Below are 26,589 nucleotides of genomic sequence, written 5' to 3' on the forward strand. Positions count from 1 at the left end.
TCGACTGCTATTATAACACGATTTGAACATACAGTTGAAGGATCTCGACTGCTCAGACAATTCCCCATATCTTCCGCAAATCTTCATCCGCTGGCCAGGATTCTTGAGTCAGCAAGTGCGTAAAGTAACGATCCAGGTGGATGCGGGAAAGCATATACCCGGGAAGCTCTGACAGCTCCTCCCATATTTGCCGAACATATGGCCTCAGAACCTCTCTCTCTCCTCGATAGTACGCTTTGATATAAGGAAGATGGAGATGTGGCGTTGCTTGCAATCGAGGCAAGGAAGTCACAACCAGCCTTGCTAGGTGCAAAAGCCCCCGGGCAATATCCGGATGGACCAGCCAGCTGGGAAGCGTCCGGTATTCGAAGCCATACTCTTTTTCCCGGACATCCCCTAAAAAGCCATAACGCTTTCTTCGGAGACGGCACCCCTCATCTTCTATCAAAACCAGAGGCAAAGCCAAATAGGCGTCCAATTTCCGACGAACGGAGAAAGTAGGCGTCAGACCCCCAAAATGAATATGCCCTCCGATGGGATAGCCTGCAAACGGCATTCCCCCTCCCAGCCACTCCAGTTTGGGATTATTGATCTTCCTCGTCGCCAGCTTCAGGGCATCCAGGACGTGGAAGAAAAGATCGTCCGGATCTTCCGATGGGGCCGGTCGCAGCTCGGCTACCGGATGCTGGTGCATCGCCAGTTCTTCCCGATATCTCGTCGTATCACATCCGACTGTCCCATTTATTTTCAAATAATCAGAGGCCAGTGCCATTCCCCCGTCTGGTGTTCGCAGGGCGAATTCCGGGTCTGCACCCATCCTGCCTAGCTCTTGTGGGTGAGCAGACATCTTTGCCTCCCACCACTGCCGTGCTTTCATGAGGTAGGCATCCGCCGCTTTCATGGGCCAATCCGGACTGACACGCACTACTTTTGCGCGATGAGGAGAAGCAGCCATAATCGTAACCTGTCCGCTATCGATCCCAGCCGCATAGATGCTTCGCGCTGCCAGGCTTCTCACCAGATTGACTTCAGGGTCAGCAGAAGGAAGCTCCACCGGTTCAAATGACGGGTCCTCCCAGCGCTGGAGCAGCCATTGCGGACTTTCCGTACTGCGCTGCATTTCCAGGACATGCTCCTGATACAGGCTGATTCTGTAGATTCGCCATCCGGGCAGCGAGCTTTTCCCGGAAGTGACGGGTATCCCGCTGAGCCGAAGAAGCCAGCGCCCAACTTCAGGGCGATTCAATAAATCTACGGCTTCCTTCGTGTTGGCAGTCATCTGTTGCAGCACTTCCGCTTCCTGTTGATTGCGTGCCAGCATGACATAACTCCCCCTCGCTGTTCTGCTGTATCCTATGTAAGCGCCCAGAAAAGAGTGAGTCAGCCGCTCCTTTTTCAAAAAAGAAGAAAAGAAAAAAGAGGAGATGGTTCTCTCCTCTTTAGTCAAGCTCGTCGAGCAAGCTGGCTGAATCAAAGTCGTCAAATTCGTCGCTGTTCTCTTCGTAGTCTCCAAGCACATGGAAGTCTTTTTCATCGCAGTTATTGCAGACAACAACGCACACCTTTGTTTCTCCAATGATTTCTACCGCAAACTCGCTTTCAACCTTGACTGTGATTGTTCCTCCAGGACTCAACTCGGCTTTCACGCACTTCGGTTGTTCCACGGCACGAGCAACGATTTCAAGATCGCCTCTGCAGTTTTTATCGAAGAACGTTAGCGGAACGAGTACGGAGAAATTGACAGTTTCCCTCTTGACTTCGGTTTGCGTGTTATTTGCAAACGAGAACCACAGGTTGGCGTCATACGTACCAGATACTTCAACCGCGTCTCCGACTTTCTCTGCCTGGAAGTTCGTGTTTATCAACCAGCATCCGAGGATCGTCGAAGGAGTTTGCGACGGTATGATGGTGTGGGTGCTAGTAGTGAATTTATGGCCTTTACCGCAGACAGCTTTCGCGATGAGTTCCCGGCACTGTAGATCTTTGTCTGTACCCGACATTTCGTTACCTCCTCCATACAACGTTTCTGTACATTTGTATGCAGGGCATTCGGCTAGGGTGCAAACACCCACCTTATTTTAGGGAAAGTCGTTGGAATACTCATGACCGCAGCGATTTGCTGTCTTTCCTCATTTACGAGCAGCAGCCGCCCTCGTGTTTCTTCTCTGGGCCTCCGCCTGTTTCGCCAGTCAGAGGGTTACCGCCTGTATCTAGAATAATACGCTCGGATACGGTATTCGTGATCACATTCGTGACCATTTGCAAGAGGTCATTCACGTCTACTTGGGATTGCTTGAACTCGGTTACGATCGGAATGGAATCCAGCTCATCCTGCATGGCATTGAATTCATCTTCCACTTTTTTCACGAGCTCAGGCTTGTTGATGGACTCGAACATGACCATTTGCTTCTGCTTTTGCTTGAGAGAATCAATCAGCTCTTGCACTCGCTCATTGTGCTTGATTTGCAGCTCTGCACGCTTGAAAAAGTCTACCTCGTTCGTGCGGGAAATCATGGCTGCCAATTCACGTGCTTTGTCTAAAATTTCTTTTTGTGTGTATGCGTTTGTCTGTTCCATCTCTTTACACCTCGACAGTAGTCACGATTTCTCCGTGGAGTGTCCACGTTTTCGCGTCTGTAATTTTAACGTGTACATATCGGCCGATCAAGGATTTGTCTCCTTTGAAGTGAACCAGCTTGTTCGTGCGGGTGCGCCCTGCCAATACTTCTGCATTGGTTTTCGACTCACCCTCGACCAAAACTTCCAGCACTTGATCCTGAAGCTTTTTGTTCTGCTCGAGACCGATTTTAGCCAACACTTCATTCAGTCGGTACAGGCGGGCTTTTTTCACTTCCATCGGCACGTTGTCTTCCATGACGGCAGCAGGGGTACCTTCCCGTGGCGAATAGATGAACGTATAAGCAAAATCGTAGCGGACCTCTTCCACCATCGAAATGGTTTCCTCAAACTGCTCGTCTGTTTCGCCTGGGAAGCCGACGATAATATCGGAGGAAAGAGAAACATTCGGGATTGCCGCTTTAATTTTACGCACGAGCTCCAGGTAGTGTTCACGCGTATATTTGCGTGCCATCCGCTTCAGGATTTCACTGGAGCCAGATTGCACCGGCAAGTGAATCTGCTCCACCAGATTGCCGCCTTTGGCCAATACTTCGATCAGATGATCGTCGAAATCGCGAGGGTGACTTGTCGTGAAACGAATGCGCGGAATGTCAATCTTGCGGATCTCATCCAACAAATCTCCAAAGCCGTACTGAATATCCTCAAAGTCCTTGCCATAGGCATTGACGTTTTGTCCAAGCAGCATGATTTCCTTGAAGCCTTGGCGAGCCAGATCACGGACTTCAGCGATGACGTCTTCCGGACGGCGGCTGCGCTCTTTCCCACGGGTGTACGGTACAATGCAGTACGTACAGAATTTGTCACAGCCATACATGATATTGACCCAGGCTTTGGTGTTTCCTTCCCGGATCTTTGGCATGTTCTCGACGATGTCGCCTTCTTTGGACCAAACCTCGATGACCATTTCCTTGCTGAACATGGCATCGCGCATAAGCTCAGGCAAACGGTGGATGTTGTGTGTGCCGAAGATCAGGTCGACTTGCTGGTAGCTCTTCAAAATCTTGTTTACGACCTTTTCTTCCTGCGACATACAGCCGCAGACGCCGAGTATGAGGTTCGGGTTGTTGTGCTTCAGCCGTTTCATGTGACCCAGCTCTCCGAAAACCTTGTCCTCCGCATTTTCCCGGATGGCACAGGTATTGAAAAGGATCACGTCTGCTTCCTCAATCTCTTCAGACGCTGTATATCCCATCTGCTCGAGAATGCCTGAGATGGTTTCTGAATCGTGCTCATTCATTTGGCAGCCGTAGGTCCGGACGTGGTAACGCTTCCCTTTCCCGATGTCACGCATATCTTCCGCGATGGTAAAGTCGTAGTGAACCTTGATATCTTCCTTCCCCCGCTGCTTCGCATCTTTAAGGGAAGGTGCTTGAAAGTATTTTGCAAAGTCTGCCGTGCTCTTCGGAGACTTAGTGGATTTTAAGTCCACAGTCGCCTCTTTCGTTTCCTTCATGATGTATCACCTCAACTAAATAATTGTCAGTAGTCACCAATATAGAATTATAGCATTTCGGGTGATGCATCGCTAATGCATAATGAGGCAAAATATGTACAAAAGCCCTAAGAAGAACTCAGCCCCGACGCTACGGTAATTCCTCTATATATAGAATGTTTGGGCAGCGATCCCGCGGCAAGAGCCAATGTGGTGCTCCCTACCACCGTCTTCCGCGCTCCCGTCTCACTGTATGGCTGATTCAACGTCTTCATAGTTATCGCAAAGCCCAAAAATGTCGTTGGCATCTGGCCATCCCTCCAATTTGGTGCCAGCGACTTATCTTCAGGCACGTCCGCAAGCCGTGTCTATGCCTCCTGTTCGATCCCCAAGGATTCACCCACCCGTCCCAGCACCAGGATCTAATACCCGTTTTCAGCCCCCCTCATCGTGACTTTTTCCCCATTTTTTCCAACAATCTTTGAATCTGATGCAACATTCCCTTCCCACCCAACGTCAGAATATCAGCCAGACACAAATTACAATTTTGATTGAGGAGGTTCTACATGAAAAGAGCACTAGCCATATTTTTATCGGTGATGATGTTCTTGACTGTCGTTCCGTTCGCGAGTGCCGCCAATTCATCCTTCTCCGACGTCCCGCGCAGTCACTGGGCGTATAAAGAAATTACGGAGATGGCAGAAAAAGGCATTATCGCGGGCTACGACAATGGGACATTCCGTCCTAACAACAAGGTAACCCGTGCTGAGTTTGCAAAGATCATGATTGCAGCAGCCGATGTTGACATCGATAAGCGCTCTGTCTCACAAACCTTCAAGGATGTACCGAGATCCCACTGGGCGTTTTACTACGTGGAGTACGCCAAGCCATATCTGACTGGTTACAAATCGGGCTCTACCTACACGTACAAACCGAATGACTCAGCTGTTCGTGAGGATATTGCCGTTGCACTGGTTCGATTGCTCGGCTACGACAAAAAGTATAAAGCCGATCTGAACCAATTGAAGAAGTTCCGGGATGACGACGATATCTCGCCTGCACTCCGCTCTTACATCGCGATCGCAATCCAAACGAATCTCATGCAAGGCTCGAACAACTACTTCCGTCCGCAAGATCCGATCACTCGCGCGGAAGCCGCTTCTCTGCTCTATCGCGCTCTGATCGATCGCAAGGATGACGACGAAACCAAAGTGGTCTTCCCAGCTCCGGTCGAGCCAAAGCCAAACCCAACGCCAATCAAACTCAGCGATGCCTTCTCCGAAACCAATCTGAAGAATTGGGAAACTGACAAGGCCAATGGCTCCTGGGGTGTCATCAACAAGCAAGCAACTGCCATTTCCACTGATAAGGATTTGGACCACTACCTGCTCCCCTTGAACTGGGATGAGTCGGATAAAGTAACCCACTATGAATTGTCGGTAGATGTGAACGTATCGGGAACAGAAGGCTTAGGTGGTCTGTTCTTCAATGGAAAAGACGGGCAATCAAACGTCGTGTTCGTTCAAAAGGATCGTGTTGTCCTCGGAAAAGTCAAAGACGTAAAAGATGACGATATTGATTGGATCGCTTCCGGCTCCTACAAACTGAAATCAACCAATCGTCTCAAGGTCGTCGTTGATGGCAGCTCCGTATCCATCTTCATGAACGGACAGTTCCTTTTCGGCCAGCAGCAAATTAAGCAAGAAGGAACGAAGCTGGGACTGTATCTGCAGCGTGAAGCAACTAGCGAAACGCCTCGCAAAATGACGTACCTCGATAATTTCTTGTTCCAAGAAGTGAAGTAAAGAAAAACACTTGCCCGACACTTTTTGCTCTAGTGTCGGGCGTTTTTATACATAGTGGGAATCAAGCATCTTTTTCCACATTCAAAAAAGGGCTCCAATAACCTAGAAATGAACGCGGTTCAGTTGTATAATGGTAGCTATTCTTGTTCGGTGAGGGGTTCACTATGTCATTTTCTATCAATCAACCGTTCAAATGGATGGATTCGGGTACCTATCAAGGGAGCCCATTAGAACCGCTCGTTCAGGATGAAGCATTGGCTGCCGGCATGCGTGATCTTGGCTCACCGCCTGTCATTCACCTTTGGGTGTACGATCAAGGCCTCTACCTTGGTCGTCGGGATGCGAAATTGCCGCATCTGGAAACCGCACTGCGTCAATTTGGCCACGACGGCTTTGGATGTGTACTGCGTTCTTCTGGCGGCGCTTGTGTACCTCTGGATGCAGGAGTGCTTAATCTGGCCTGTCTGTTGCCGGATACGTCGATCTCGATTGACTCGTTCTTCTCGTTTGTCGCAGAGCTTTTACAAGTAGGCTTGCGTGATTACGGATCGATTCAATTTGGCGAAGTAGCCGGGTCCTATTGTGCGGGAGAGTACGACTTTTCTTTATACGGCAAAAAAATCGGAGGCATGGCTCAGCGGCGTACCCGCTTCGGCTCGATACTGCAGCTTTGCATCCAGGTGGACGAACGACCTCGGGGAGAATGGATGGAACGTTTTTATCAACTGGCTGGTTTGGATGAAATGGAGAACCACAAGCCCATTCCACGCATTGATGGAGCTACGGTTGGCAGCATTGCCGGTTTGACAAAGAAACTCGTGACGGTCGATGACGTGAAAGCACGCCTGCTTTCGGCGATACGCACAGAGTGGCCGGTGACGCCTACTCCTTTCCATGTGCAGGATGACTTGCAACGCGAGGCGCAGCATCATCTGTCTTCACGTTTGCACCTGTTTTCCTACACAGCAAAAGAACTGGCTGCACCTGATTGGAAGTTGCCTGAATAAGGCTCTGTACGAGAAACAACCAGATGAGAACTTCTCCATAAGGTGCTGCCGGTAAGAATCATGGAGGACATAATGAATAGCAATCGAAAGGGGACGTTTCAGGATCTGAATGCCCTTTTTGTGTTTGGGGCATGTACGGTATTGATTATTCACATCCTGGGTTTTTTCGTTGAAAATCAGACGGACTACCCATGGAACGGCGATATTGAAGCCATTTCCTTGATTTTGCTGAGATTTGGGCGCTCCCTGTTCATCTTCGCAACAGGTATGCTCCTATTCTACTGGCATCAAAAGAAGCAAATGGACTGGGCGGCGTTTTGGCGTAAGCGCTGGCGGGTCATCGTGCTACCCTATATGATTTGGACCGCAATTTTCACCGGCTTTCAATTGCAGACCATCAACCCGGTCGAGTTGGCTGGGCCGTTCTTTCACAGTCTGTTTACAGGGAGCTCTTTTTATCACCTGTATTACATTTCGCTTTACCTGCAGTTGAACGTACTGTTTTTCTTGACCAAGCCGCTTATTGAGCGTTACATGTCGATGAAAGTGCTGGTCGTGTTGTTTTTGGGCCAAATCGGACTTTACATGCTCTACGAAGCCCTTTTCGTCGATGGCATGTGGGCAATCGACTGGACAGCCAATCCGTTGCTCAGCCTTGTCCAGCATAGCTATGTTGCAGGGCAAAACTATTTTTACATGTACGTTTTCACGTTTGCTCTTGGCGCTTATGCGGGGTTGAACGTTGAAAAATGGCGTACCTGGACCTACCGATTGCAATCGATTTCCTATGCCGTAACCATCGTGACTGGGGCATGGATTATGATTCGGTACTTGAATGGTACAAAAAGCTATGCGGAGAGCCTCAACATTTTTGATCCACTGTACCTGGTCTACACGTTGAGCTTCCTCCTTGCCTTTTATTCTCTATCTCGTTATTTGGGAGCGCTTCCAGTTATAGGTAAATGGCTCTCCCGACTCGCGAAACAAAATATGGCCATCTACATGGTCCACCCATTGATCCTGTTTTTGATGGAGAGTTACGTCATTTTCCGGCTGGATTGGTCGACTCCTCTCATCATGCTGGCGATGTTTGTGATAACACCGCCGCTGTGCATCTTCTTGTACGAACACACGCTGATCTCGCACTGGACCCGCGGAGGAAAACCGAAATCCAAGCCGGTGTATCATATGGAGGCACACAAGGCGTAAGGAGTGCTTCCCTGCCTTTCCTCCAAACTCCTAATGTAAATAACGCAGTGATCTAGCATACTAAATACAGGGACAATTGTTCCACACCTCGATACTTGACCCGGCGTAACTGCCGGGCTTTTTCTTTTTGGGCCGGTTCATCAGGAGTGGCCTTGCCAGGTGAAGTTTTCGAATGTAACCCTACCACTGGCTCGCTGCTTACGGTATCATAGAAGTGAACCACAGGCGGCTCCTCTGCCGCCATAGACGAAAGAAAAGGTGGTGGATCCAGATGAATCAGGATATCCCATTGCTACATACACCCATTAAAGATCTCATCATAGCTTCCACAAAAGTCGCTCATGTTCAACTTGGCAACTCCCTCGAGCATGCCCTACTGGTCTTAATTAAGTCAGGCTACTCGGCAATCCCCGTTTTGGATCATCAGTACCGCTTGCATGGATTAATCAGCACCAATATGATTATGAACAAGGCACTGGGTTTGGAACGCTTCGAAACGGAAAAGATGTCCGAACATACGGTCGATGAAGTCATGGAAACCAAAATCGCCAGACTGAAGTACACGGATGACTTTCTGAAAGCACTGGAAGTCTCCATCAATCACCCTTTTATTTGCATTGAAGATGAAGATCAGTATTTTCAAGGGATTCTCACTCGAAAATCAATCCTTGCTCTGTCTTATCGGCATTTTCGGAATCTGCCTTACCCGAATACAGAACAGCAATCAACCGCTACGGAGTAAATACACTCATGCAGAACGGGTGCGCACGCCTCCGTTCTTTTTCTTCCCTCATCCGCCGGACATGCCTCACCACTTCTGGCTCATCTACAAATACGACATCGGCTGAATCTCTTCCCGATCCTTTTCCCTCTTGCTATGTACGGAATTTTGCTCTTTGAAAAAAAGAAGCAGACATTGCACTCTCGCAATGGTCTGCTCCTACTATTTCCTGGAAATCAAGCAGGTTTTTTTTTCGGCTTTCTTTCTTCGTGAAGCAATGTATGCCCGTATTCTAACGGATGTCGGTACGTCTGCTTAAACATGGCTTTTTCGCCTGCTTTGTAAAATGAGTAGCGCTGGTCTCTCACGTTTACCTCAATCAAGTACGGGTTGCCTTTTTCGTCGATCCCCATGTCCATCCCCAAGTCGGCCAGAGACGGGAAATGGTGGGAATACTGTCTGGCGATCTCAATGGCTGCTTCCTTGATGCGCTCCATCGTCTCTGCTTGCGCATCCTCTGCGATCGTCGGTGCAATGGCTGTCGTCAATGGTACTGCTCGGCCTCCACGAGACAGGTTGCTAAGTTTGTTATGCTGATTGGCAACTTTGGCGACCATACCGCTCACAGCCCATTCCTTATCCGCATTCCGCTGAACAGATACGCGAATGTCAAAGGTTTTTCCCTCGTAGCGTGCCAATTGAATACCTTGCTGGATTAAGAATCGCTTTCCCCCAACCCAACTGCGCACGGTTCGCATCAACTGATTCAAGGACATGGTTTTTTTCTTTTTTGACGCAATAAAATGATACTCGTTTCCATGCCGCTCAATGCGTGCGACTCCAATTCCAACCGAGCCGATGGAAGGCTTCACGTATACCACCCGATACATCTCCAAAAACTGTCTGAGCTGACTAGGCGAGTACGCTACCGTATGCGGCAAATACTTGCGAATCTGCGGGTTTTTCCAAAGCATCTGATGGACTCTTCGCTTATCCCGTACGACCAGTCCGTTGAAGACTTTCTTCTTTTTGCTGAGCCGACTGATCACACCCCGCGCTCTGGCATTTCCGGTCAAGACTCGGTTATGAATGACACGTGGGATCTGAACCAGACGGGGGACCAGCCGGCTCCCATTCCAAAAGTATCCGCGGACTTTTTCTTCACCTGCCATAACGTGCAAGGGATGAAAAAAAACCGGCTCCAAGCCAAGCTCTTTACCGATTTCGACATAATAAGGCAAGTGCTCGTAAGACTTGTCTCCTTTGATTCCCCTCTGCATAATGCCCCAGTCCAACATAATGCCGATTCTATTCACATAGATCCCCCTTGCTGCATTCCTCAACTTAAGGTATGTGTCTCGACTGGCAGGGGCGTGCCTATTTTTCGCCTAATAAGCTGTCGGCAAATCTGTTTTGACAAGATTCCCGAATTGCTCGCGCTCGTTGTCGCAATCTGCGCTTGCCCGGGAAAAGAGCATCGTCTTGACTAGACGTCTCTACGTTCGATGGCGAGCAAAAAGGGCGCCTGATTTTGCTGATTGACGTACTGGTATTTCAAGACGAGAAAGTCCAATTGGCTGATCGTCTGGCAAAAGGTTTCCACCGCTTCTTTTTCCACCTCACCAGCGGAATGACCCCAATAGATCATCACGGTCATGATGCCACCCGGACGCAGCACCTTCAGACCCGCCTCGATTGCCCGGATTGTACTGGCAGCCTGAGTAGTAATTTCTTTATCTCCTCCTGGCAAATACCCGAGATTAAACATGATGGCTCCAACAGGCTCCATGACCGACTCGATTTCTTCATGGCTCGTGAGGCGCATGTCTACCCATTCCAATACCCCTTCACGCTCTAGCCGTTCACGCGTCTTTTCCATCGCCAGCGGTTGAATGTCATACGCAATCACTTTGCCAGCCCCCTGCACAAGCTGGGCGAGGAAGAGCGTATCGTTGCCATTGCCCATCGTCGCATCAATGACGGTTTCTCCTGCCTGCACTCTCTCTTTGATCAACTTGCGTGCAACCTCCAAAACATTAGGAAACATCTTCACATTCTCCTCACTATGTAATGACCGCTTTCTTTCTATAGGTTAATTCCCAGCCCGACCTCTGCCACATAGCACTTCCCGGCGGTATAGGCCTCTGCTTGCCTGCGCACTTCAGCGGCATCGTAGCCATGGTATAGATGCGTGATCAACAAGGCTCGGCAGGCATGCTCCTGTGCCAATTCTGCCGCTTGCCTCACCGATAGATGACCGTTCGGTGTTTTTGGCAAATTATGATCCAAATAGGTCCCTTCGCAGATGAAAAGATCAGCCTCTCTGATAAAGCTTCCCCAGTTCGTTGCAGGACCACTGTCAGCCCCGTAGACCAAGACCTTGCCCCCGCACTCCAGACGCATCGCATAGCAGGGATCGCCATCTCCATGATCGGTACGCAAAAAACCGATCTGTATATCCCCAATCGTCACCGTGCTCTCCTCTCGTACCGGGTAAAACCTGGTCGCATCCCGATACGGCAGATTTTCTGCATGTGCAGTCGGTGTTTCAGGTGCATAGATGGGGAGAGGCTTCTCTGGATCCCTCTCTTTGAACAACTGATGGACCATTAGGCCATATTGAAGTACACCTACGTCCGCTACATGATCATGATGGTAATGAGAGAGAATCAGGGCGTCCAGCTCATAAATAGGGAAATGCTTGCCTAATTCGGACAGCACTCCGCTCCCGCAATCAAGCAAGAGACGAATGTGGTCCGTCTCGATCAGATAACCGGGGGTCGCTCCCCCAGGTCCAGGATACGGAGATTGATAACCCAAAACAGTAACGCGCATATTCGGATCACTCCTATTCATAGGATGGAATAAGGTGGGACAGGAGGTCTGAGATGCAAGGATCATGGAAAACTGCATGGCAGATCGCTTTTACGTACATTGGAACCGTCGTGGGAGCTGGTTTTGCCTCTGGCAGAGAAATTGTGGAATTCTTTGTTCAATATGGTACCCAAGGCTTGATAGGAATTTTGTTGGCGACCGCCTTATTTATATGGGCTGGCACCCGTGTTATGCTCATTTCCTATCAAATCCAGGCCAATTCTTACCAGGAAGTCAGTACGTACTTGTTTGGTCATCCATTCGGCACGGTCTTCAACAGCCTGCTTCTAACGGTGATGTTCGGCACTACCTCCGTCATGCTCGCCGCAACGGGTGCGATCTTCTGGGAATCGTTCCAATTGCCTTCTCAGGTGGGCATTTGGCTCAGCATGCTCATGATTTTCGTCGTCACACGAAAAGGACTTTTTGCCATCCATCGTGTCAACAGTATCTTCGTTCCGATGCTGATTGCATTTACCTTGCTCGTCTTTATGTACACAGAGCCCTGGAAAGACCCCATTCTCATCAGCGAGTCAACCCGGCCATTGGTGTGGCTTAGCTCTCCCTTCTATTATGTTGCCTTAAATGTCACCCTTACACAAGCGGTTCTTGTGCCAATCGGTCGTGAAAGCACCAGTGAAAAACCCTTGATTGCCGGAGGCATCATCGGGGGACTCGGGATCGGGCTGCTGCTCTTCCTGGCCTTTAGTTCCTTAGCTGCGAAAATGCCCGGTATCCAGCAGGCGGAAATGCCCATGATTGCGCTGCTCCAGGGGGTGGGACGCGGCATTCCCCTTTTATTTTCCTTACTCGTCTACGCGGAAATTTTCTCTACACTGGTAGCCAACGTATTCGGACTTGCCGAACAACTGCGCCTGGTTACACGGCTGCGTAGCGCGACGATTTTACTCGGCATTCTTGTACTGAGTTACTTGATCAGTTTTATCGGCTTCAGCTCGCTCTTGCGCTTCTTATATCCTCTCTTTGGCCAGCTCGTCGTCTTTTTCCTGGTCATGCTGCTCTATCGCCAGTGGCGCGGTCGTACCCAAACCTAAATAAAAAAACCTCTCCCATAAAGGAGAGGTTTTTCATCGAAACCTTAAGCAAATTCTGCAACCAGTTTCGCGAAGTCTTCATCAGACAAACGAATGTCTTGGTTTACCAAGCCTTCTTCTTTGAATCCATTTACAAGGGACTCATAAGATTTTTGCTCAGTGTTTTGGTAGATCAGACCAGTGATCAAACCTTTGTGTTGCATGGAAGTGGACATTGCTTTGATACGGTCATGAGGATCGTAGCCTTCGATTGTCTCTACTGGTACGATGTTCTCTTTGAACCAATCATAGGTGTTCACTTTGTTGTAAGTTACACAAGGGCTGAACACGTTGATCAGGGAGAAACCTTCGTGTTGGATACCTTTTTCGATCAGCTCAGTCAAGCCTTTCAGATCGCTGGAGAACGATTGAGCAACGAAGGTTGCACCAACGGACAGCGCCAGTTCAACTGGAGAGATGGAAGACTCGATAGAACCTGCTGGTGTAGACTTGGTAACGAAACCAGTCGCGGAACGCGGAGAGGTTTGTCCTTTTGTCAGACCATAGATTTGGTTATCCATTACGATGTAAGTGACGTTCATGTTGCGGCGGATAGCATGCACAGTATGACCCATACCGATTGCAAAACCGTCACCGTCTCCACCTGCTGCGATTACAGTCAGTTCACGGTTAGCCATTTTCACACCTTGTGCGATCGGCAGGGAACGTCCGTGAATACCGTGGAAACCATAGCAGTTGATGTAGCCGGAAATACGACCGGAACAACCGATACCAGAGATAACTGCCAGATCTTCAGGCTCCAAGCCTACATTCGCTGCAGCACGTTGAATCGCTGCTTGAATGGAGAAGTCACCACAGCCCGGGCACCAGTTTGGCTTTACATTATTTCGAAACTCTTTCATAGTCGCCATGTTTTACCAGCTCCTTCACTTCAGCATAAATTTCTTTTGGCAAGAACGGATTTCCGTCATATTTCAGCACGGATTCGATCTTCTCTGCGTTGCCTACGTGCTGCTTGAGAAGGTTTGTAACTTGTCCTTGGATGTTGTGTTCTACGACAACAACCTTTTTCGCTTTTGCAACAAGTGCTGCCATTTCCTCAGCTGGGAATGGGTGCAACAGGCGAATTTGGGCATGGTTAACCTTCACACCCTCTTGCTCCAGACGAGCTTTTGCTTCTTGAATCGTACCGATGGTGGAGTTGATACCCACAACCAGAACGTCAGCATCTGCATGAGGTGCGTCAACGGTTACAGCGTTTTTGAAGTTTTTCAGCACGCCGTTCAGTTTGCGCATGCGTTTTTCCATTTGAGCTTTACGGTTAGCTGCGTTCTCGGATGGACGACCTGTTTGGTCATGCTCAACACCGGTAACATGGTGCAGACCGTATTTTTGGCCAGGAATTACGCGAGGAGAAACGCCGTCTTCGGTTACTTCATAACGTTTGAACAGGTCGTTTTGCTCTTTCTCAGGCAATTCTTGTCCAGCCAACAGCTTACCACGGCGGATTTCCACTTGGCTGTAGTCGAAAGGTACAACGGTTTGTTTACCCAAAGACAGAGTCAAGTCAGTCACCACGATAACTGGCAGTTGATATTCTTCAGCAAGGTTGAAAGCTTCGACTGTATCATAGAAGCATTCTTCCACAGTGCTTGGAGCGATTACGACTTTCGGAATGTCACCATGAGTACCATAGATCATTGCGTTAACGTCGGATTGCTCGATTTTGGTCGGCATACCAGTAGAAGGACCACCACGTTGCGTGTCAACGATGACAACTGGAGTCTCAGTGATACCAGCCAGACCGATTGCTTCCATCATCAGGGACAGACCAGGACCAGCAGATGCAGTCAAGGAACGTGCACCAGCGAAGTTAGCACCGATTGCCATGGTGATCGCAGCGATCTCATCTTCTGTTTGGATAACAGTACCACCCAATTTAGGCAGCTTTTTAATGAGGTATTCCATTACTTCGGAAGCAGGAGTAATTGGGTAAGCAGGCATGAAACGGCATCCTGCTGCTACTGCTCCGAGAGCAATCGCATCGTTACCGATCAGGAACAGCTGTTTTTGTGGATCTGCTTTGTCCAATTGGAACTCAGGCAGTTGGCCACCCGTTAATTCGCTTACAAATTCGAAACCGCGGCGAATAGCGTCCATGTTCTTTTCAACCACTTTTTCGCCTTTGCGGAGGAACATATCTTCAACAATGACGCGGTAGCTTTCCACTGGGATGCCCAGGATTGCACTGGAAGCACCGATCGACACCATGTTTTTCATCAGGGAAGTTCCCAGTTCATCTGCAATTTCAGTAAGTGGTACGGTCAAGAAGCGAACTTCCTTCAAACCGTCTGGCAATTTTGGATTGAATTTAGCATCCGCGATGATGATGCCGCCTTCGCGCAGCTCGTGCGCATTGAAATCGATCGTCTCCTGGTCGAAAGCTACTAGGATGTCCAGATCGTCAGAAATCGCGCGCATTGGCGTAGTGCTCACGCGGATTTTGTTGTTGGTATGTCCACCCTTAATACGGGAAGAGAAGTGACGATAGCTATACAGATGGTAGCCCATCCGGTTCATCGCCATCGAGAAGATCTCACCAGTACTCTCGATGCCCTCCCCTTGCTGTCCTCCAACTTTCCAAGAAAGTTGACTAATCATTCAGATTCCACCCTTTCAGTGACTGTGAGAAAAGCTGCCCATCTTACATAAGATGTGACAATTTTGTGCATAGACAGTACCAATTGTAGTCCTGTCCATCTAAAATTGCAAGTGCTTTTACTCAACTTACTTTTGACCTGAATTTTAATGTTGAACTTGGTTCATTAATATATCTACAGGTATTATTGTAGCACGTTTCCGAAAACACGCAACCAATTTCCTTGCACAAATTTGAATACTTCTTCCTCTTTATAACGTTTTAGCAAGGCTTCTAATAAAAGGGAGTAATCTCCCGCACAGGTGAGGTCTCCGTAGGTTTGGGAAATGCCATCAAAATCGGATCCGAAGGCGACATGGTCGACTCCACCTAATCCACATACATGATCCAGATGCCTCAGCAAATCGTCAATCCAAACCGTACGCTTCTCATTCACTGTAAAGAAGTCTACAAACGTGAGGCCCATTACGCTATCTTTCGCTATCAACGCTTTGATTTGTTCATTTGTCAGATTGCGAGGATGGTCACATAGCTGACGTGCATTGGAATGGGAAGCGATCACTGGCGCCTGTGAAAGCTCCATAATGTCCCAAAAGCCCGGATCGGACAGATGGGATACGTCGATGATCATACCTAATCGGTTCATCTCAGCGACAACTTGTCTCCCAAATCCGGTCACTCCTCCTGGATTGGGCTCGCCGCTGCCATCCGCGACTGCGTTGCCATGATTCCATGTCAGGGTCATTCCTCGAATACCTAACCGATACCATGTACGCAGCTGCACGAGGCTCTCCTCCAGCGCATGTGCTCCTTCTACAAACAGAATAGCCCCTTTCCGCCCCTTTAATACGCTATCCTCCAAATCCGCCTTGGTGTAGATAGGGCGGAACTGATCGCTCGCTACCCGCTCATAAAATACATCGATCATCTCGAGCACCGTATGAAAACGACGGCCAAACGGCACTGACGTCGGAACGAAGCAAGCGAGTACCTGTATATCTACATTCCCTTTTATCAGATCAGGGAAACCTACGTGGATCCGTTTATCGCCTTTGTAAAAATCAATCTCTGGATGCTGCCATAGCTTTCCCAATACGTCGCAATGTGCGTCAAATACCTTCATGACCAACTCTCCTTCTTCTTTTGCGCAGACAAACGAAAAAACCTGTTCATTCGTTGAACAAACAGGCCAGCCAAACGGTGTTCACTTGTACTATCTGGGTTCTACGATTAGTTTGATTGCAGTTCGTTCTTCTCCATCAATCACGATGTCGGTAAAGGCTGGAATACAAATGAGGTCAACTCCACTCGGCGCTACGAACCCTCGTGCGATTGCTACTGCCTTCACTGCTTGGTTAAGCGCCCCAGCGCCAATAGCTTGGATCTCAGCCGCCCCGCGTTCGCGAAGCACGCCGGCAAGGGCACCAGCAACGGAATTGGGGTTAGACTTTGCTGAAACTTTTAATACTTCCATCCTTTTGAACCTCCCGTCTGATAGGAATCCTGTCATCATTAGAATGATATTCGCATAACCCCTAAAAATTCCTGCTAACTGTCATGAAAGATTCAAAAAATTCTAATCTTATTCATATTATTCCATAAACGGGTGGTCGGCGTCAATTCGGATTCGCTCCAATTTTTTCGCGTTCCCATTCGCTTTGTCGAGAGTAATCAAAACGGCGTTTAGTTGAGCGGGATCTGGCGCTACTTCAAACCGCACCGGAAGCTGCGTCAAAAACTTTTTGATAACCGCTTCCCTCTCCATTCCCAAGATCCCGTTGCTCGGACCGCACATGCCGACATCGCACAAAAATCCGGTTCCCTGCGGAAGGACTCGTTCATCCGCTGTTTGCACATGTGTATGGGTTCCTACTACCGCACTCACTCTTCCATCCAAGTACCAAGCCATCGCTTGCTTCTCGGAAGTGACCTCAGCGTGGAAGTCGACAAAAATGTATTTCGTACGCTTCCTCGCTTGCTCCACCAATTTGTCAGCCATCTTGAACGGACAATCCAATGGTGGCAAAAAGGTGCGCCCCTGCAGATTGATGACCGCCAGCTCACCCTCGGATTGCTTGATGTACGTGATTCCTTTTCCTGGTGCCCCCTCAGGAAAATTCGCGGGACGGATCATGCGCGGCTCATCATCGATAAAATCAAAGATTTCTTTCTGGTCCCATGTATGATTGCCCAGTGTGATGGCATGCACACCAAGCTCAAACAGCTCTTTCGTGATCTTTTCCGTAATTCCTCTGCCGTGAGCGGCATTTTCCCCGTTTGCGACGATAAATGTGGGCTGGTATTTTCTTTTTAAGAGCGGTAGGTACGTTTTAACCATTTCCCTTCCAGGGGAGCCCATGATATCTCCAAGAAACAACAACTTCATTCCCTATCACCTCAACTGCTAGTATACACAACGGAGGAAAGATAAAAAAACCTTTCCCGAAACCTGTCCAAGATTAGAAAAAAAGTAAAGTGGCATTTCGCCACTTTACTTTGCATACTCAACCGCCCGCGTTTCACGGATAACCGTGACTTTGATATGACCAGGATAGTCGAGTTCATTTTCGATTCGTTTCGTGATATCACGAGCCAAGCGTGTCGCTTCTGCATCGTCAATCTTCTCAGGCTGAACCATTACGCGGATTTCGCGTCCAGCTTGAATCGCATAAGACTTCTCTACTCCATCGAACGACTCAGAGATCTCTTCCAGCTTCTCTAAACGTCTGATATAGGTTTCCAATGTCTCACGGCGTGCGCCTGGACGAGCAGCAGACAATGCATCCGCAGCTCCTACCAGCATAGCGATAACGGAGGTTGGCTCTGTATCACCATGGTGCGATGCGATACTGTTGATAACCACTTGATGCTCATTGTACTTCTTGGCCAACTCCACACCGATTTCCACGTGGGAGCCTTCGACTTCGTGGTCGATCGCTTTTCCGATATCGTGAAGAAGACCAGCGCGTTTCGCGAGTTTGACATCTTCTTTCAATTCGGCTGCCATCAATCCTGCGAGGTGCGCTACTTCCATCGAGTGCTTCAGTACGTTTTGACCGTAGCTTGTACGATAACGCAAACGACCAAGGATCTTGATCAGGTCCGGATGCAATCCGTGTACACCGGTTTCAAACGTCGCTTGTTCCCCATACTCACGGATTCGCTCGTCCACTTCACGGCGCGCCTTCTCCACCATTTCCTCAATGCGGGCTGGGTGAATGCGTCCATCAGCGACCAGCTTGTCCAAAGCAGTCTTAGCAATTTCCCGACGAATCGGGTCAAAACCAGACAGGATCACAGCTTCAGGGGTATCGTCGATAATAAGATCAATACCCGTCAACGTTTCCAGTGCGCGAATGTTACGTCCTTCACGACCGATGATCCGTCCCTTCATCTCATCGTTTGGCAGGGTAACGACGGAAACAGTCGTCTCCGCTACATGATCTGCCGCACAACGCTGAATGGAAGTCGTAATGATTTCACGAGCTCGTTTGTCCGCTTCTTCTTTGGCTTGTGTCTCAATCTCTTTGATCATCACAGCCATTTCATGGCGAACCGTATTTTCAACGTCTGTCAGAATGATATTTTTCGCCTCATCCTGTGTCAGTCCAGAAATACGCTCCAACTCAGAAACTTGTTCTTTATATAAGTGCTCTACCTTGCTTTGCAATTCTGCGATGGCTCTGTCGCGATCAGACAATTCTTCTTCTTTACGCTCCAGCTGTTCCATCTTGCGGTCCAACGATTCTTCTTTTTGCAGGATTCGACGTTCCTGACGTTGTATCTCGTTGCGCCGCTCGCGCAGTTCGGTTTCCGCCTCTGAACGAAGCTTGAAAACTTCATCCTTGGCTTCGAGTACCTTTTCTTTTTTAACGGCTTCGGCGTCCCGTTTCGCTTCTTCTACGATCTGTCTAGCAGCTTCTTCCGCGCTAGAGATCTTCGCTTCCGCAATGGATTTGCGTGTGAAGTAGCCGGCACCCGCACCGATGAGCAGAGCGATGAGCACAATGACTACAGTTAGAATAGGATCCATAGGTTCTTCATTTCACCTCCTTATGGTAAGACATCTCCCCGCTTTCCAAGCATTCGTTTTTCATGGAGTGCCGCTGTCGTTTTGATCAACCATCGGACATTCGACTAAAAAACAAGACCGATTCGACTCGGTCCGCTGAATCCGCACTCGTCGCACGGGTCTTCAGTTGTTCCACAGGCAACGAGTAAGAAAACCAGCAAAAAGTTATGATACACCAAGTAAATACAAATCTATTTTATTATTTGTGAACAAGAATTGTCAAGATCATGCAAATTGGGTCAAGCCTGCCCTTCGTTTCTTTGACGCAATTCGCCCCGCACCTGTTGAATGACGGCATGAGAGAAACCCTTTCGCATCAGCATCGACAGCAGCTTTCTCTCTTCGTCGGGATTCGGTGGACCCTCGAGCCTTCTCGCTTTTTTCTCTATCAAAGCTCGTGCTGCTAAGAGTTCATCCTCCCTAGAAACACCCCTCACCGCATCTTCTACGATGCTCCTGTCGATCCCTCGTTGCTGAAGCTCCATACGCAGCATATAGGGGCTACGAGGCTTGAGCCGCAGCCGCTCATCCACCCACTGGCGAGCGAATGCTTCATCATCGATGTAGCCTTGCTCGAGGCATCGATTGCATACTTCTTCCGCCACCGATGGGAGAAAGCCTTTTTCCAGCAGGTATGCGTGCAGCTGGCTTTTCGTCCGTGGACGTATGCCCAAGTAGCGCAAGGCATTCAGATACGCCCGATGCTTTTCTTCAGCTACCAGTACCTCATGATAGAACGGCTCGTCTACTTCCGTCCCTTTAAAGAGATTGTATTTGACCAGGATGTCCTCATGTACGGAAAAAGCATAATCCCCATCGAGATCGATGTGATACCGCTGCTTCTGTTTGTTGTCCCGATGAACGGCAGTGATCATTCCGCTCTTCATCGCGTTCCCCCTTCCCCAAGCTAACAAAGCAGCCTGTCGCATTGACAGGCTGCTGTTTTACACTTCCGTTTACTCTAAATCAAAAGTCGGTTCTTCGTCCTGCTCAGGATCGATGACTGCTTCTGCTTCCGGAATAGAGCCAGGATTGAGACTGAAATACTCGCGGACCTTTGTTTCAATTTGGGCAGCAACGTGCGGGTTCTCTTTCAGGTAAATTTTTGAATTTTCACGACCCTGTCCGAGGCGCTCTTCATTGAAGGAGTACCATGCTCCGCTCTTCAGTACCACATCAATCTCAGAACCAATGTCGAGGATGCTACCTTCCCTGGAGATCCCTTCACCGTACATGATGTCAACTTCCGCAACCTTGAACGGTGGAGCCACTTTATTTTTCACGACTTTGATCTTGGTCTTGCTTCCCAAGATGTCATTGCCCACTTTGATGGACTCAGCTTTACGAACATCCAAGCGAACGCTCGCGTAGAACTTGAGGGCGCGTCCACCTGGAGTGGTTTCCGGGTTACCGAACATGACCCCTACTTTTTCACGAAGCTGGTTGATGAAGATCGCAATCGTCTTGGACTTGTTGATCGCACCAGACAGCTTGCGCAGAGCCTGGGACATCAGACGAGCCTGCAGACCAACGTGAGAATCACCCATCTCACCCTCGATCTCCGCTTTCGGCACCAGTGCTGCTACCGAGTCAACTACGATAATATCTACAGCGCCCGAGCGAACCAGCGCTTCGGCGATTTCGAGAGCTTGCTCACCTGTATCAGGCTGGGACAACAGCAGCTCATCGATATTCACACCCAGCTTGGCAGCGTACACAGGGTCCAGTGCGTGCTCCGCATCGATAAAGGCAGCTTGTCCGCCTTGTTTTTGTACTTCCGCGATCGCATGAAGTGCAACTGTGGTTTTACCAGAAGACTCAGGACCGTAGATCTCAACAATCCGTCCGCGTGGGAATCCACCAACTCCGAGAGCGATATCAAGAGCAAGCGCTCCACTGGATACGGTAGAAATTTGAACGTTGGCTACTTCCCCCAACTTCATGATGGAACCTTTTCCGAACTGTTTTTCTATTTGACGCAAAGCACTTTCCAAAGCTGCGCGACGATCTGACAAATGGTACACACCCTTTCAACATTCGCTTCTGTTTTGCTTGTTTTAATCATACATCGAGATAGAACCGTTTGCCAAGTGTTTTTTGCGAACAAATATTCGCATCACAAAAAGACAGCCATCCGCCTGAGTTTCCGGCGAAATGACTGTCTTTTCCCTGCACGAAACGAAGCTTAGGAACGCTTGGCTCCACGTGGCTTCGCTGGCTCCAAATTAATGCGTTTGCCGTTGATACGTGTCTGACGCAGAGACTCGTATACGAATGCCGCCACTTCTTCCGGCACTTCCACAAACGTGAAGTTCTCAAAAATGTCGATGCGGCCAACTGCTTTGCCCGGGATGCCTACGGATTCGGAAATCTCGCGCACGAGATCTTGCGGCTTCATGTTGGCATTTCGTCCCACGTTCAAGAAGAAACGAACCATGCCTTTGGCAGCACCTGTTTCTCCAAAGTTGTAAGCTTCTACCTCTTGGGTTTGGCCCGCTTCGCTGTGGAATGCGAGATGAAGCGCTGCAGCAGCTACTTTTTCTGCAGGATATTGGCCTACCAGAGTTTCCGCCACTTTTTGATACATATCTGCGATCGCATCGCTCTCCAAGAGGCTGGTCAATTGCTCACGCAGCTGCTCTTGCTTGCGCTCTGCCACTTCCTCGAGAGAAGGAACGTTGCGGGACAGCACTTGCGCTTTGGTTTGCTTTTGGATGAACATCATTTGTCTTACCTCGCGCGGAGTCACCAGGGTCATTGCGATCCCTTTGCGGCCTGCACGGCCAGTACGACCAATGCGGTGAACGTAGCTTTCCGAGTCTTGCGGAATGTCGTAGTTGATGACGTGCGATACGTTGCCGACGTCGATACCGCGAGCAGCCACGTCCGTCGCAATGAGGAACTCGATCGAGCCTTCACGGAACGCATTCATGACTTTGTCACGCTGTGCCTGGGACAAGTCCCCATGCAAACCATCCGCCAAGTAGCCGCGGGATTGAAGAACCTCAGTGAGTTCGTCCACACCACGCTTGGTGCGGCAGAAGATGATGCCCAGCTCCACATCTTCACTGTCCAGTATGCGGCAGAGGCTTTCTACTTTATTGCGGTCAAATACTTTGTAATACACCTGTTCGATCAATGGAGCCGTTACTTCTTCTCGGCTAACCGCGATGGTTTGCGGCTGCTTCATATAGCGAGTCGCCAAGCGCTTGATTTCTGGAGGCATCGTTGCGGAGAACAGCAATGTCTGACGCTCTTCCGGCATTTGCGTAATGATCGTCTCGATGTCCTCGATGAAACCCATGTCCAGCATTTCGTCCGCTTCGTCCAGGACCAGGGTATGTACATGATCCAATTTCAAGGTCTTGCGGCGAAGATGGTCCATCACACGTCCCGGTGTCCCAACCACTATTTGTACGCCTTGACGCAGCGCACGAATTTGATGGCCGATGGATTGACCCCCATAGATAGGCAGAGTGCGCACTTTATTGTACTTGGAGATGCGCAAAAGCTCTCCCGCCACTTGAATCGCGAGTTCGCGAGTCGGCGTCAGCACGATTGCCTGCACGCGGTTAGCGGAGCTTACCTTTTCCACCAGCGGAATCCCAAAGGCTGCCGTCTTACCGGTACCGGTCTGAGCTTGACCAATCAGGTCACCGCCATCCAGCACCTTTGGAATGCAAGCTGCCTGGATCGGCGATGGCTCTTCAAACCCCATGTCATGGATGGCTTGAAGAATAGATTTATGTAAAGGAAAATCAGAAAAAATCGTCATGAATACGTCACCTTTCTTTTTGCATTTGCAGCGCGTAAAACAGCGCGAATTTGGCGGCGCGGCCAACGATTGCCTGCCGTCTTCCCGCAAGTCGCAGCTCTTTCACCACCGTCGGCAGACCTTCCGCCGCGATACCGACATAGACCAACCCGACAGGCTTGCCCTCGGAAGGGTCGGGTCCTGCCACACCCGTGACTGAGATTCCGTATGTCGTTCCCAGTTTTGCTCTTACATTTTCAGCCAGCAGCTGGGCTGTTTTTTCACTGACAGCGCCATCTGTTTCCAGTACTTCTGCGGGGACTCCCAGCACTTGATTCTTGACTTCGTTTGTGTAGCAGACTACACCGCCATGAAAAGCGGAGGAGCTACCCGGAACAGACGTAATCAAGGAGGCTACCGTACCACCTGTGCAGCTTTCCGCACAAGCGATCGTCTCATTCCTTTTGATCAGTTCTGTGACGAGCACCTCATGCAGCGAGGAATCTTCGCCCGTGCCGTAAATATACTGGCCGACCCGGTCGCGAATCTCTTTTTCCACAGGCAGTATCAACGCTTCGCCTTCGACCGCAGACGCTGCTCTCGCGGTTACACGCAGCGTGACTTCGAATTCCTTGGCGTATGGGGCAATCGTTGGATTATCCTGCATTTCGATCAAATCGATCAGTTTTTCCTCCAATGCCGACTCCCCTATTCCGTAAAAACGGAACACCCGGGAATGAAACACCTGCCGCTCTGGCAGCAGATTCACCAGATAAGGCATCACGTAACGTTCTACCATGGGATACAGCTCGCTCGGCGGGCCAGGCAAGAGTACGAACGTAGTACTGTCATGACGGACCGCCATCCCAGGCGCCATCCCGAAGTCGTTGGAAAACACATGGCTCCCTTCCAAAACAAGGGCCTGCTTTCGGTTGTTCTCCGTCATGACAATGCCACGTTGTAAAAAGAAGTCTTCAATACGCTGCATGGCCGGTGAATCCGTTACCAAACCAACGCCGACGTGTTCGGCTACCGTTTCCTTGGTCAGATCATCCTGGGTAGGACCCAATCCACCGGAAAAGATGACCAGATCGGACCGCTGCGCAGCCAACCGAATCACTTGCAACAGCCGCTCCGTATTATCGCCCACAACCGTGTGGAAATACACCCCTACACCGATCTCAGCAAGTTTTTGCGATAGAAACTGCGCATTTGTATTCGCAATTTGACCCAACAAAAGCTCGGTCCCCACCGCGATAATCTCCGCTCTCATTTTCCTCACCCGTTCTCGTCGAGAGTAAGCAATCAGAAGGTAAGCCTCTAAACTAACAGTCTATCACTGACAACCGCATTGGAGAAGAGCCTTGTGAAAAAAGAGACCAATACCCGCATTACGAGTATTGGATAACGTTGCGATTCTTCGCAAAGTAGTCGTACCCGGAGTAAATCGTGATGATGACCATTGCCCATGTAGCGACCTCGTCAAATGGAATGCCGAGAAACTCAAACGGAAAGTTGCGAATCATAACCACGGTAATGGCAACGATTTGCACCCATGTCTTCAGTTTACCCAGAGCGCTGGCAGCAATAACCTGCCCTTCGGCCGCTGCAATCAACCGCAAACCCGTCACTGCAAATTCCCTACTGATAATGACAATGGCAATCCACGCTTCCAGCCGTTGCATTTCTACCAACGAAATCAATGCCGCCGAAATGAGGAGCTTATCGGCGAGAGGATCCAAAAACTTGCCGAAATTCGTTACGATCTTCCGTTTACGGGCAATATATCCATCGAGTCCGTCCGTACTGGCTGCAAGGATAAAGACCAAAGCCGCAATCAGCTCGTTAAACGTCATCGTCAGGCTACCAATCGTAAAAGTCCCGATGTTGTAACGCACCAGCAGAAAAAACATAACGACCGGTACCAGGAAAATCCTGGCGAGGGTGATGCGGTTGGCGAGATTCACCTAGACTACCTCCCCAGCTAAATCGTATTCAAAGGAGTGCGTAATCTTAACCTTCGCGATTGAGCCAAGTTCCCCCTTAAAGCCGGAGACAAAAACTTCACCGTCAATTTCCGGAGCATCGTACTGAGTACGGCCCACGTAAATATCATTGCGACCTTCGTACCGTTCAATCAGCACTTCGAGCACCTGTCCCACGAAGCGACTGTTGCGGTCGCCTGCCACTTCGCGCTGAATTTCCATCAGAAGGTTCGCGCGCTTTTCTTTCGTCTCTTCATCCACATGGTCTGGAAGTCTGGATGCTGGAGTGTCGTCTTCGTTGGAATACGTAAATACTCCAAGACGATCAAAGCGAATGTCTTTTACAAACTCGCTCAGACGTGCAAAGTCTTCCTCCGTCTCACCGGGAAAACCGACAATCAGCGACGTGCGCAAAGCAACGTCCGGTACTTGTGCGCGAATTTTCGCTACCAATGCACGGATATCCGTCTGACGTCCAGGACGGCGCATCCGCTTCAGAATGTGATCCTCCGAATGCTGCAGTGGCATATCCACGTATTTGCATACTTTTGGATTGGTTGCGAACGTCTGAATCAACTCGTCCGTAAAGAATCCTGGATACGCGTAATGAAGACGGATCCACTGGATTCCGTCCACCTCAGACAAGCGGTTCAACAGTTCTGGAAGCATGTGTTTTCCATCGTAAATGTCCGTACCGTAGTTGGTGGAATCTTGCGCGATTAAGCTGACTTCAACAATCCCCTGTGCGGCAAGATGGCGCGCCTCTTCCAAAATGGATTCGATCGTGCGGCTGCGAAATCCTCCACGCATCAAAGGGATACTGCAAAAGGTACATGCATTGTCACAGCCCTCTGCAATCTTAATGTATGCAGAGTAGGTACCTTCCTTCACTTTTCGCTTTACTACATCTTCATACGTAAAAATCGGGTTGCCCACAAAAACCGGGCGCTTGCCTGCAAGAGATTCTTCGATGATCCCTGTAATGGACATAAAATCGCCTGTTCCGACAATGCCGTCCACTTCAGGAATCTCGTTCAAGATATCCTCTTTGTAACGCTGGGTTAGACAGCCTGCCACTACAAGCGATTTGAGCTTGCCCGTTTCCTTCAATTCAGCCATGTCCAAAATCTTGTTAACCGACTCTTCTTTAGCTGCATCAATGAAACCACAGGTGTTGACGACGACCACGGTTGCATCCTCAGGATTATCAACCAGCTCATAGCCTTTTTCATCTATCAGATGGGCCATCATGTCGGAATCAACGAGATTCTTCTCACAGCCCAGTGTTACAATCGCAACTTTTTCTCGCGTGCCTACTTTCTCTGTCATCATTTTTCCTCCAATTGGTCACACCAGCCCATATTACACCTAACCAG

The 26,589-nt window shown here is 49.5% G+C and carries 24 protein-coding genes; 5 read left to right on the plus strand and 19 right to left on the minus strand.

Annotated elements, in window-relative coordinates:
- Nucleotides 1-52: 52 nt before the first annotated feature.
- The 4 genes from JNE38_RS17415 to miaB all read right to left on the minus strand — a co-directional run bounded on the left by JNE38_RS17415 (nt 53) and on the right by miaB (nt 4,093).
- Entirely contained in the window at nt 53-1,321 is a 1,269-nt protein-coding gene (locus JNE38_RS17415) for a putative amidoligase domain-containing protein (RefSeq protein ID WP_238933360.1), read from the minus strand.
- Nucleotides 1,322-1,439: 118 nt separating this feature from the next.
- Nucleotides 1,440-2,000, minus strand: coding sequence for an outer spore coat protein CotE (gene cotE / locus JNE38_RS17420; protein WP_203254916.1), 561 nt, complete (start codon nt 1,998-2,000; stop codon nt 1,440-1,442).
- A gap of 133 nt (nt 2,001-2,133) precedes the next feature.
- On the minus strand, nt 2,134-2,577 hold the full coding sequence (locus JNE38_RS17425) for a YlbF/YmcA family competence regulator (RefSeq protein WP_203254917.1): 444 nt from the start codon (nt 2,575-2,577) through the stop codon (nt 2,134-2,136).
- Between the two features lie 4 nt (nt 2,578-2,581).
- Nucleotides 2,582-4,093 (minus strand): tRNA (N6-isopentenyl adenosine(37)-C2)-methylthiotransferase MiaB, encoded by a 1,512-nt coding sequence (gene miaB / locus JNE38_RS17430; RefSeq protein WP_203254918.1) that lies wholly within the window; start codon nt 4,091-4,093, stop codon nt 2,582-2,584.
- 545 nt (nt 4,094-4,638) lie between these two features.
- Between miaB and JNE38_RS17435 the strand changes: the two genes are divergently transcribed.
- From JNE38_RS17435 to cbpB, 4 genes are all read left to right on the plus strand, one after another.
- The gene (locus tag JNE38_RS17435; RefSeq protein ID WP_203254919.1) at nt 4,639-5,877 is read left to right on the plus strand and encodes an S-layer homology domain-containing protein; all 1,239 of its coding nucleotides are present in this window, start codon (nt 4,639-4,641) and stop codon (nt 5,875-5,877) included.
- A gap of 164 nt (nt 5,878-6,041) precedes the next feature.
- On the plus strand, nt 6,042-6,884 hold the full coding sequence (locus JNE38_RS17440; RefSeq protein WP_203254920.1) for a lipoyl protein ligase domain-containing protein: 843 nt from the start codon (nt 6,042-6,044) through the stop codon (nt 6,882-6,884).
- A 72-nt stretch (nt 6,885-6,956) separates the two neighbouring features.
- Nucleotides 6,957-8,093: an acyltransferase gene (locus JNE38_RS17445; RefSeq protein ID WP_203254921.1), complete on the plus strand. Its 1,137-nt coding sequence runs from the start codon at nt 6,957-6,959 to the stop codon at nt 8,091-8,093.
- A 271-nt stretch (nt 8,094-8,364) separates the two neighbouring features.
- The gene (cbpB, locus tag JNE38_RS17450) at nt 8,365-8,835 is read left to right on the plus strand and encodes a cyclic-di-AMP-binding protein CbpB (protein WP_203254922.1); all 471 of its coding nucleotides are present in this window, start codon (nt 8,365-8,367) and stop codon (nt 8,833-8,835) included.
- 215 nt (nt 8,836-9,050) lie between these two features.
- On the opposite strand, the gene JNE38_RS17455 is transcribed toward cbpB, so the two are convergent.
- From JNE38_RS17455 to JNE38_RS17465, 3 genes are all read right to left on the minus strand, one after another.
- Nucleotides 9,051-10,130: a YheC/YheD family endospore coat-associated protein gene (locus tag JNE38_RS17455; protein ID WP_203254923.1), complete on the minus strand. Its 1,080-nt coding sequence runs from the start codon at nt 10,128-10,130 to the stop codon at nt 9,051-9,053.
- Nucleotides 10,131-10,300: 170 nt separating this feature from the next.
- The gene (locus tag JNE38_RS17460; RefSeq protein ID WP_203254924.1) at nt 10,301-10,861 is read right to left on the minus strand and encodes a tRNA 5-(aminomethyl)-2-thiouridylate-methyltransferase MnmM; all 561 of its coding nucleotides are present in this window, start codon (nt 10,859-10,861) and stop codon (nt 10,301-10,303) included.
- Between the two features lie 38 nt (nt 10,862-10,899).
- Entirely contained in the window at nt 10,900-11,649 is a 750-nt protein-coding gene (locus JNE38_RS17465) for an MBL fold metallo-hydrolase (RefSeq protein WP_203254925.1), read from the minus strand.
- Nucleotides 11,650-11,702: 53 nt separating this feature from the next.
- On the opposite strand from JNE38_RS17465, the gene JNE38_RS17470 reads away from it, so the two are divergent.
- Nucleotides 11,703-12,743: a YkvI family membrane protein gene (locus JNE38_RS17470; protein ID WP_203254926.1), complete on the plus strand. Its 1,041-nt coding sequence runs from the start codon at nt 11,703-11,705 to the stop codon at nt 12,741-12,743.
- 44 nt (nt 12,744-12,787) lie between these two features.
- On the opposite strand, the gene JNE38_RS17475 is transcribed toward JNE38_RS17470, so the two are convergent.
- The 12 genes from JNE38_RS17475 to rimO form a co-directional block, all read right to left on the minus strand.
- Nucleotides 12,788-13,654 (minus strand): 2-oxoacid:ferredoxin oxidoreductase subunit beta, encoded by an 867-nt coding sequence (locus JNE38_RS17475; protein WP_203254927.1) that lies wholly within the window; start codon nt 13,652-13,654, stop codon nt 12,788-12,790.
- On the minus strand, nt 13,626-15,404 hold the full coding sequence (locus JNE38_RS17480) for a 2-oxoacid:acceptor oxidoreductase subunit alpha (RefSeq protein ID WP_203254928.1): 1,779 nt from the start codon (nt 15,402-15,404) through the stop codon (nt 13,626-13,628). The genes JNE38_RS17475 and JNE38_RS17480 overlap by 29 nt, the downstream gene beginning before the upstream one ends.
- Nucleotides 15,405-15,586: 182 nt before the next feature.
- Entirely contained in the window at nt 15,587-16,525 is a 939-nt protein-coding gene (locus tag JNE38_RS17485; protein ID WP_203254929.1) for a dipeptidase, read from the minus strand.
- A 90-nt stretch (nt 16,526-16,615) separates the two neighbouring features.
- Nucleotides 16,616-16,876 (minus strand): stage V sporulation protein SpoVS, encoded by a 261-nt coding sequence (gene spoVS, locus JNE38_RS17490; protein ID WP_003385776.1) that lies wholly within the window; start codon nt 16,874-16,876, stop codon nt 16,616-16,618.
- Between the two features lie 117 nt (nt 16,877-16,993).
- Entirely contained in the window at nt 16,994-17,788 is a 795-nt protein-coding gene (locus JNE38_RS17495) for a TIGR00282 family metallophosphoesterase (RefSeq protein ID WP_203254930.1), read from the minus strand.
- Nucleotides 17,789-17,893: 105 nt separating this feature from the next.
- Nucleotides 17,894-19,435, minus strand: a complete 1,542-nt coding sequence (gene rny, locus JNE38_RS17500; RefSeq protein ID WP_203254931.1) for a ribonuclease Y — start codon at nt 19,433-19,435, stop codon at nt 17,894-17,896.
- A 278-nt stretch (nt 19,436-19,713) separates the two neighbouring features.
- Nucleotides 19,714-20,361: a RecX family transcriptional regulator gene (locus JNE38_RS17505; protein WP_203254932.1), complete on the minus strand. Its 648-nt coding sequence runs from the start codon at nt 20,359-20,361 to the stop codon at nt 19,714-19,716.
- A gap of 69 nt (nt 20,362-20,430) precedes the next feature.
- Nucleotides 20,431-21,489 carry a recombinase RecA gene (gene recA, locus JNE38_RS17510; protein ID WP_203254933.1) on the minus strand — a complete coding sequence of 353 codons (1,059 nt, stop codon included), beginning with the start codon at nt 21,487-21,489 and terminating at the stop codon, nt 20,431-20,433.
- A gap of 170 nt (nt 21,490-21,659) precedes the next feature.
- A complete protein-coding gene (locus JNE38_RS17515; protein WP_203254934.1) occupies nt 21,660-23,249 on the minus strand; it encodes a DEAD/DEAH box helicase in 1,590 nt (529 codons plus the stop codon).
- A 7-nt stretch (nt 23,250-23,256) separates the two neighbouring features.
- Complete coding sequence (locus JNE38_RS17520) at nt 23,257-24,501, minus strand: competence/damage-inducible protein A (protein WP_203254935.1); 1,245 nt, start codon at nt 24,499-24,501, stop codon at nt 23,257-23,259.
- A 118-nt stretch (nt 24,502-24,619) separates the two neighbouring features.
- On the minus strand, nt 24,620-25,195 hold the full coding sequence (pgsA, locus tag JNE38_RS17525; protein ID WP_203254936.1) for a CDP-diacylglycerol--glycerol-3-phosphate 3-phosphatidyltransferase: 576 nt from the start codon (nt 25,193-25,195) through the stop codon (nt 24,620-24,622).
- Complete coding sequence (rimO, locus tag JNE38_RS17530; RefSeq protein ID WP_203357618.1) at nt 25,196-26,542, minus strand: 30S ribosomal protein S12 methylthiotransferase RimO; 1,347 nt, start codon at nt 26,540-26,542, stop codon at nt 25,196-25,198. It abuts the gene before it with no gap.
- Nucleotides 26,543-26,589 lie beyond the last annotated feature (47 nt).

Source organism: Brevibacillus choshinensis (genome assembly GCF_016811915.1).
Lineage (GTDB): Bacteria > Bacillota > Bacilli > Brevibacillales > Brevibacillaceae > Brevibacillus > Brevibacillus choshinensis_A.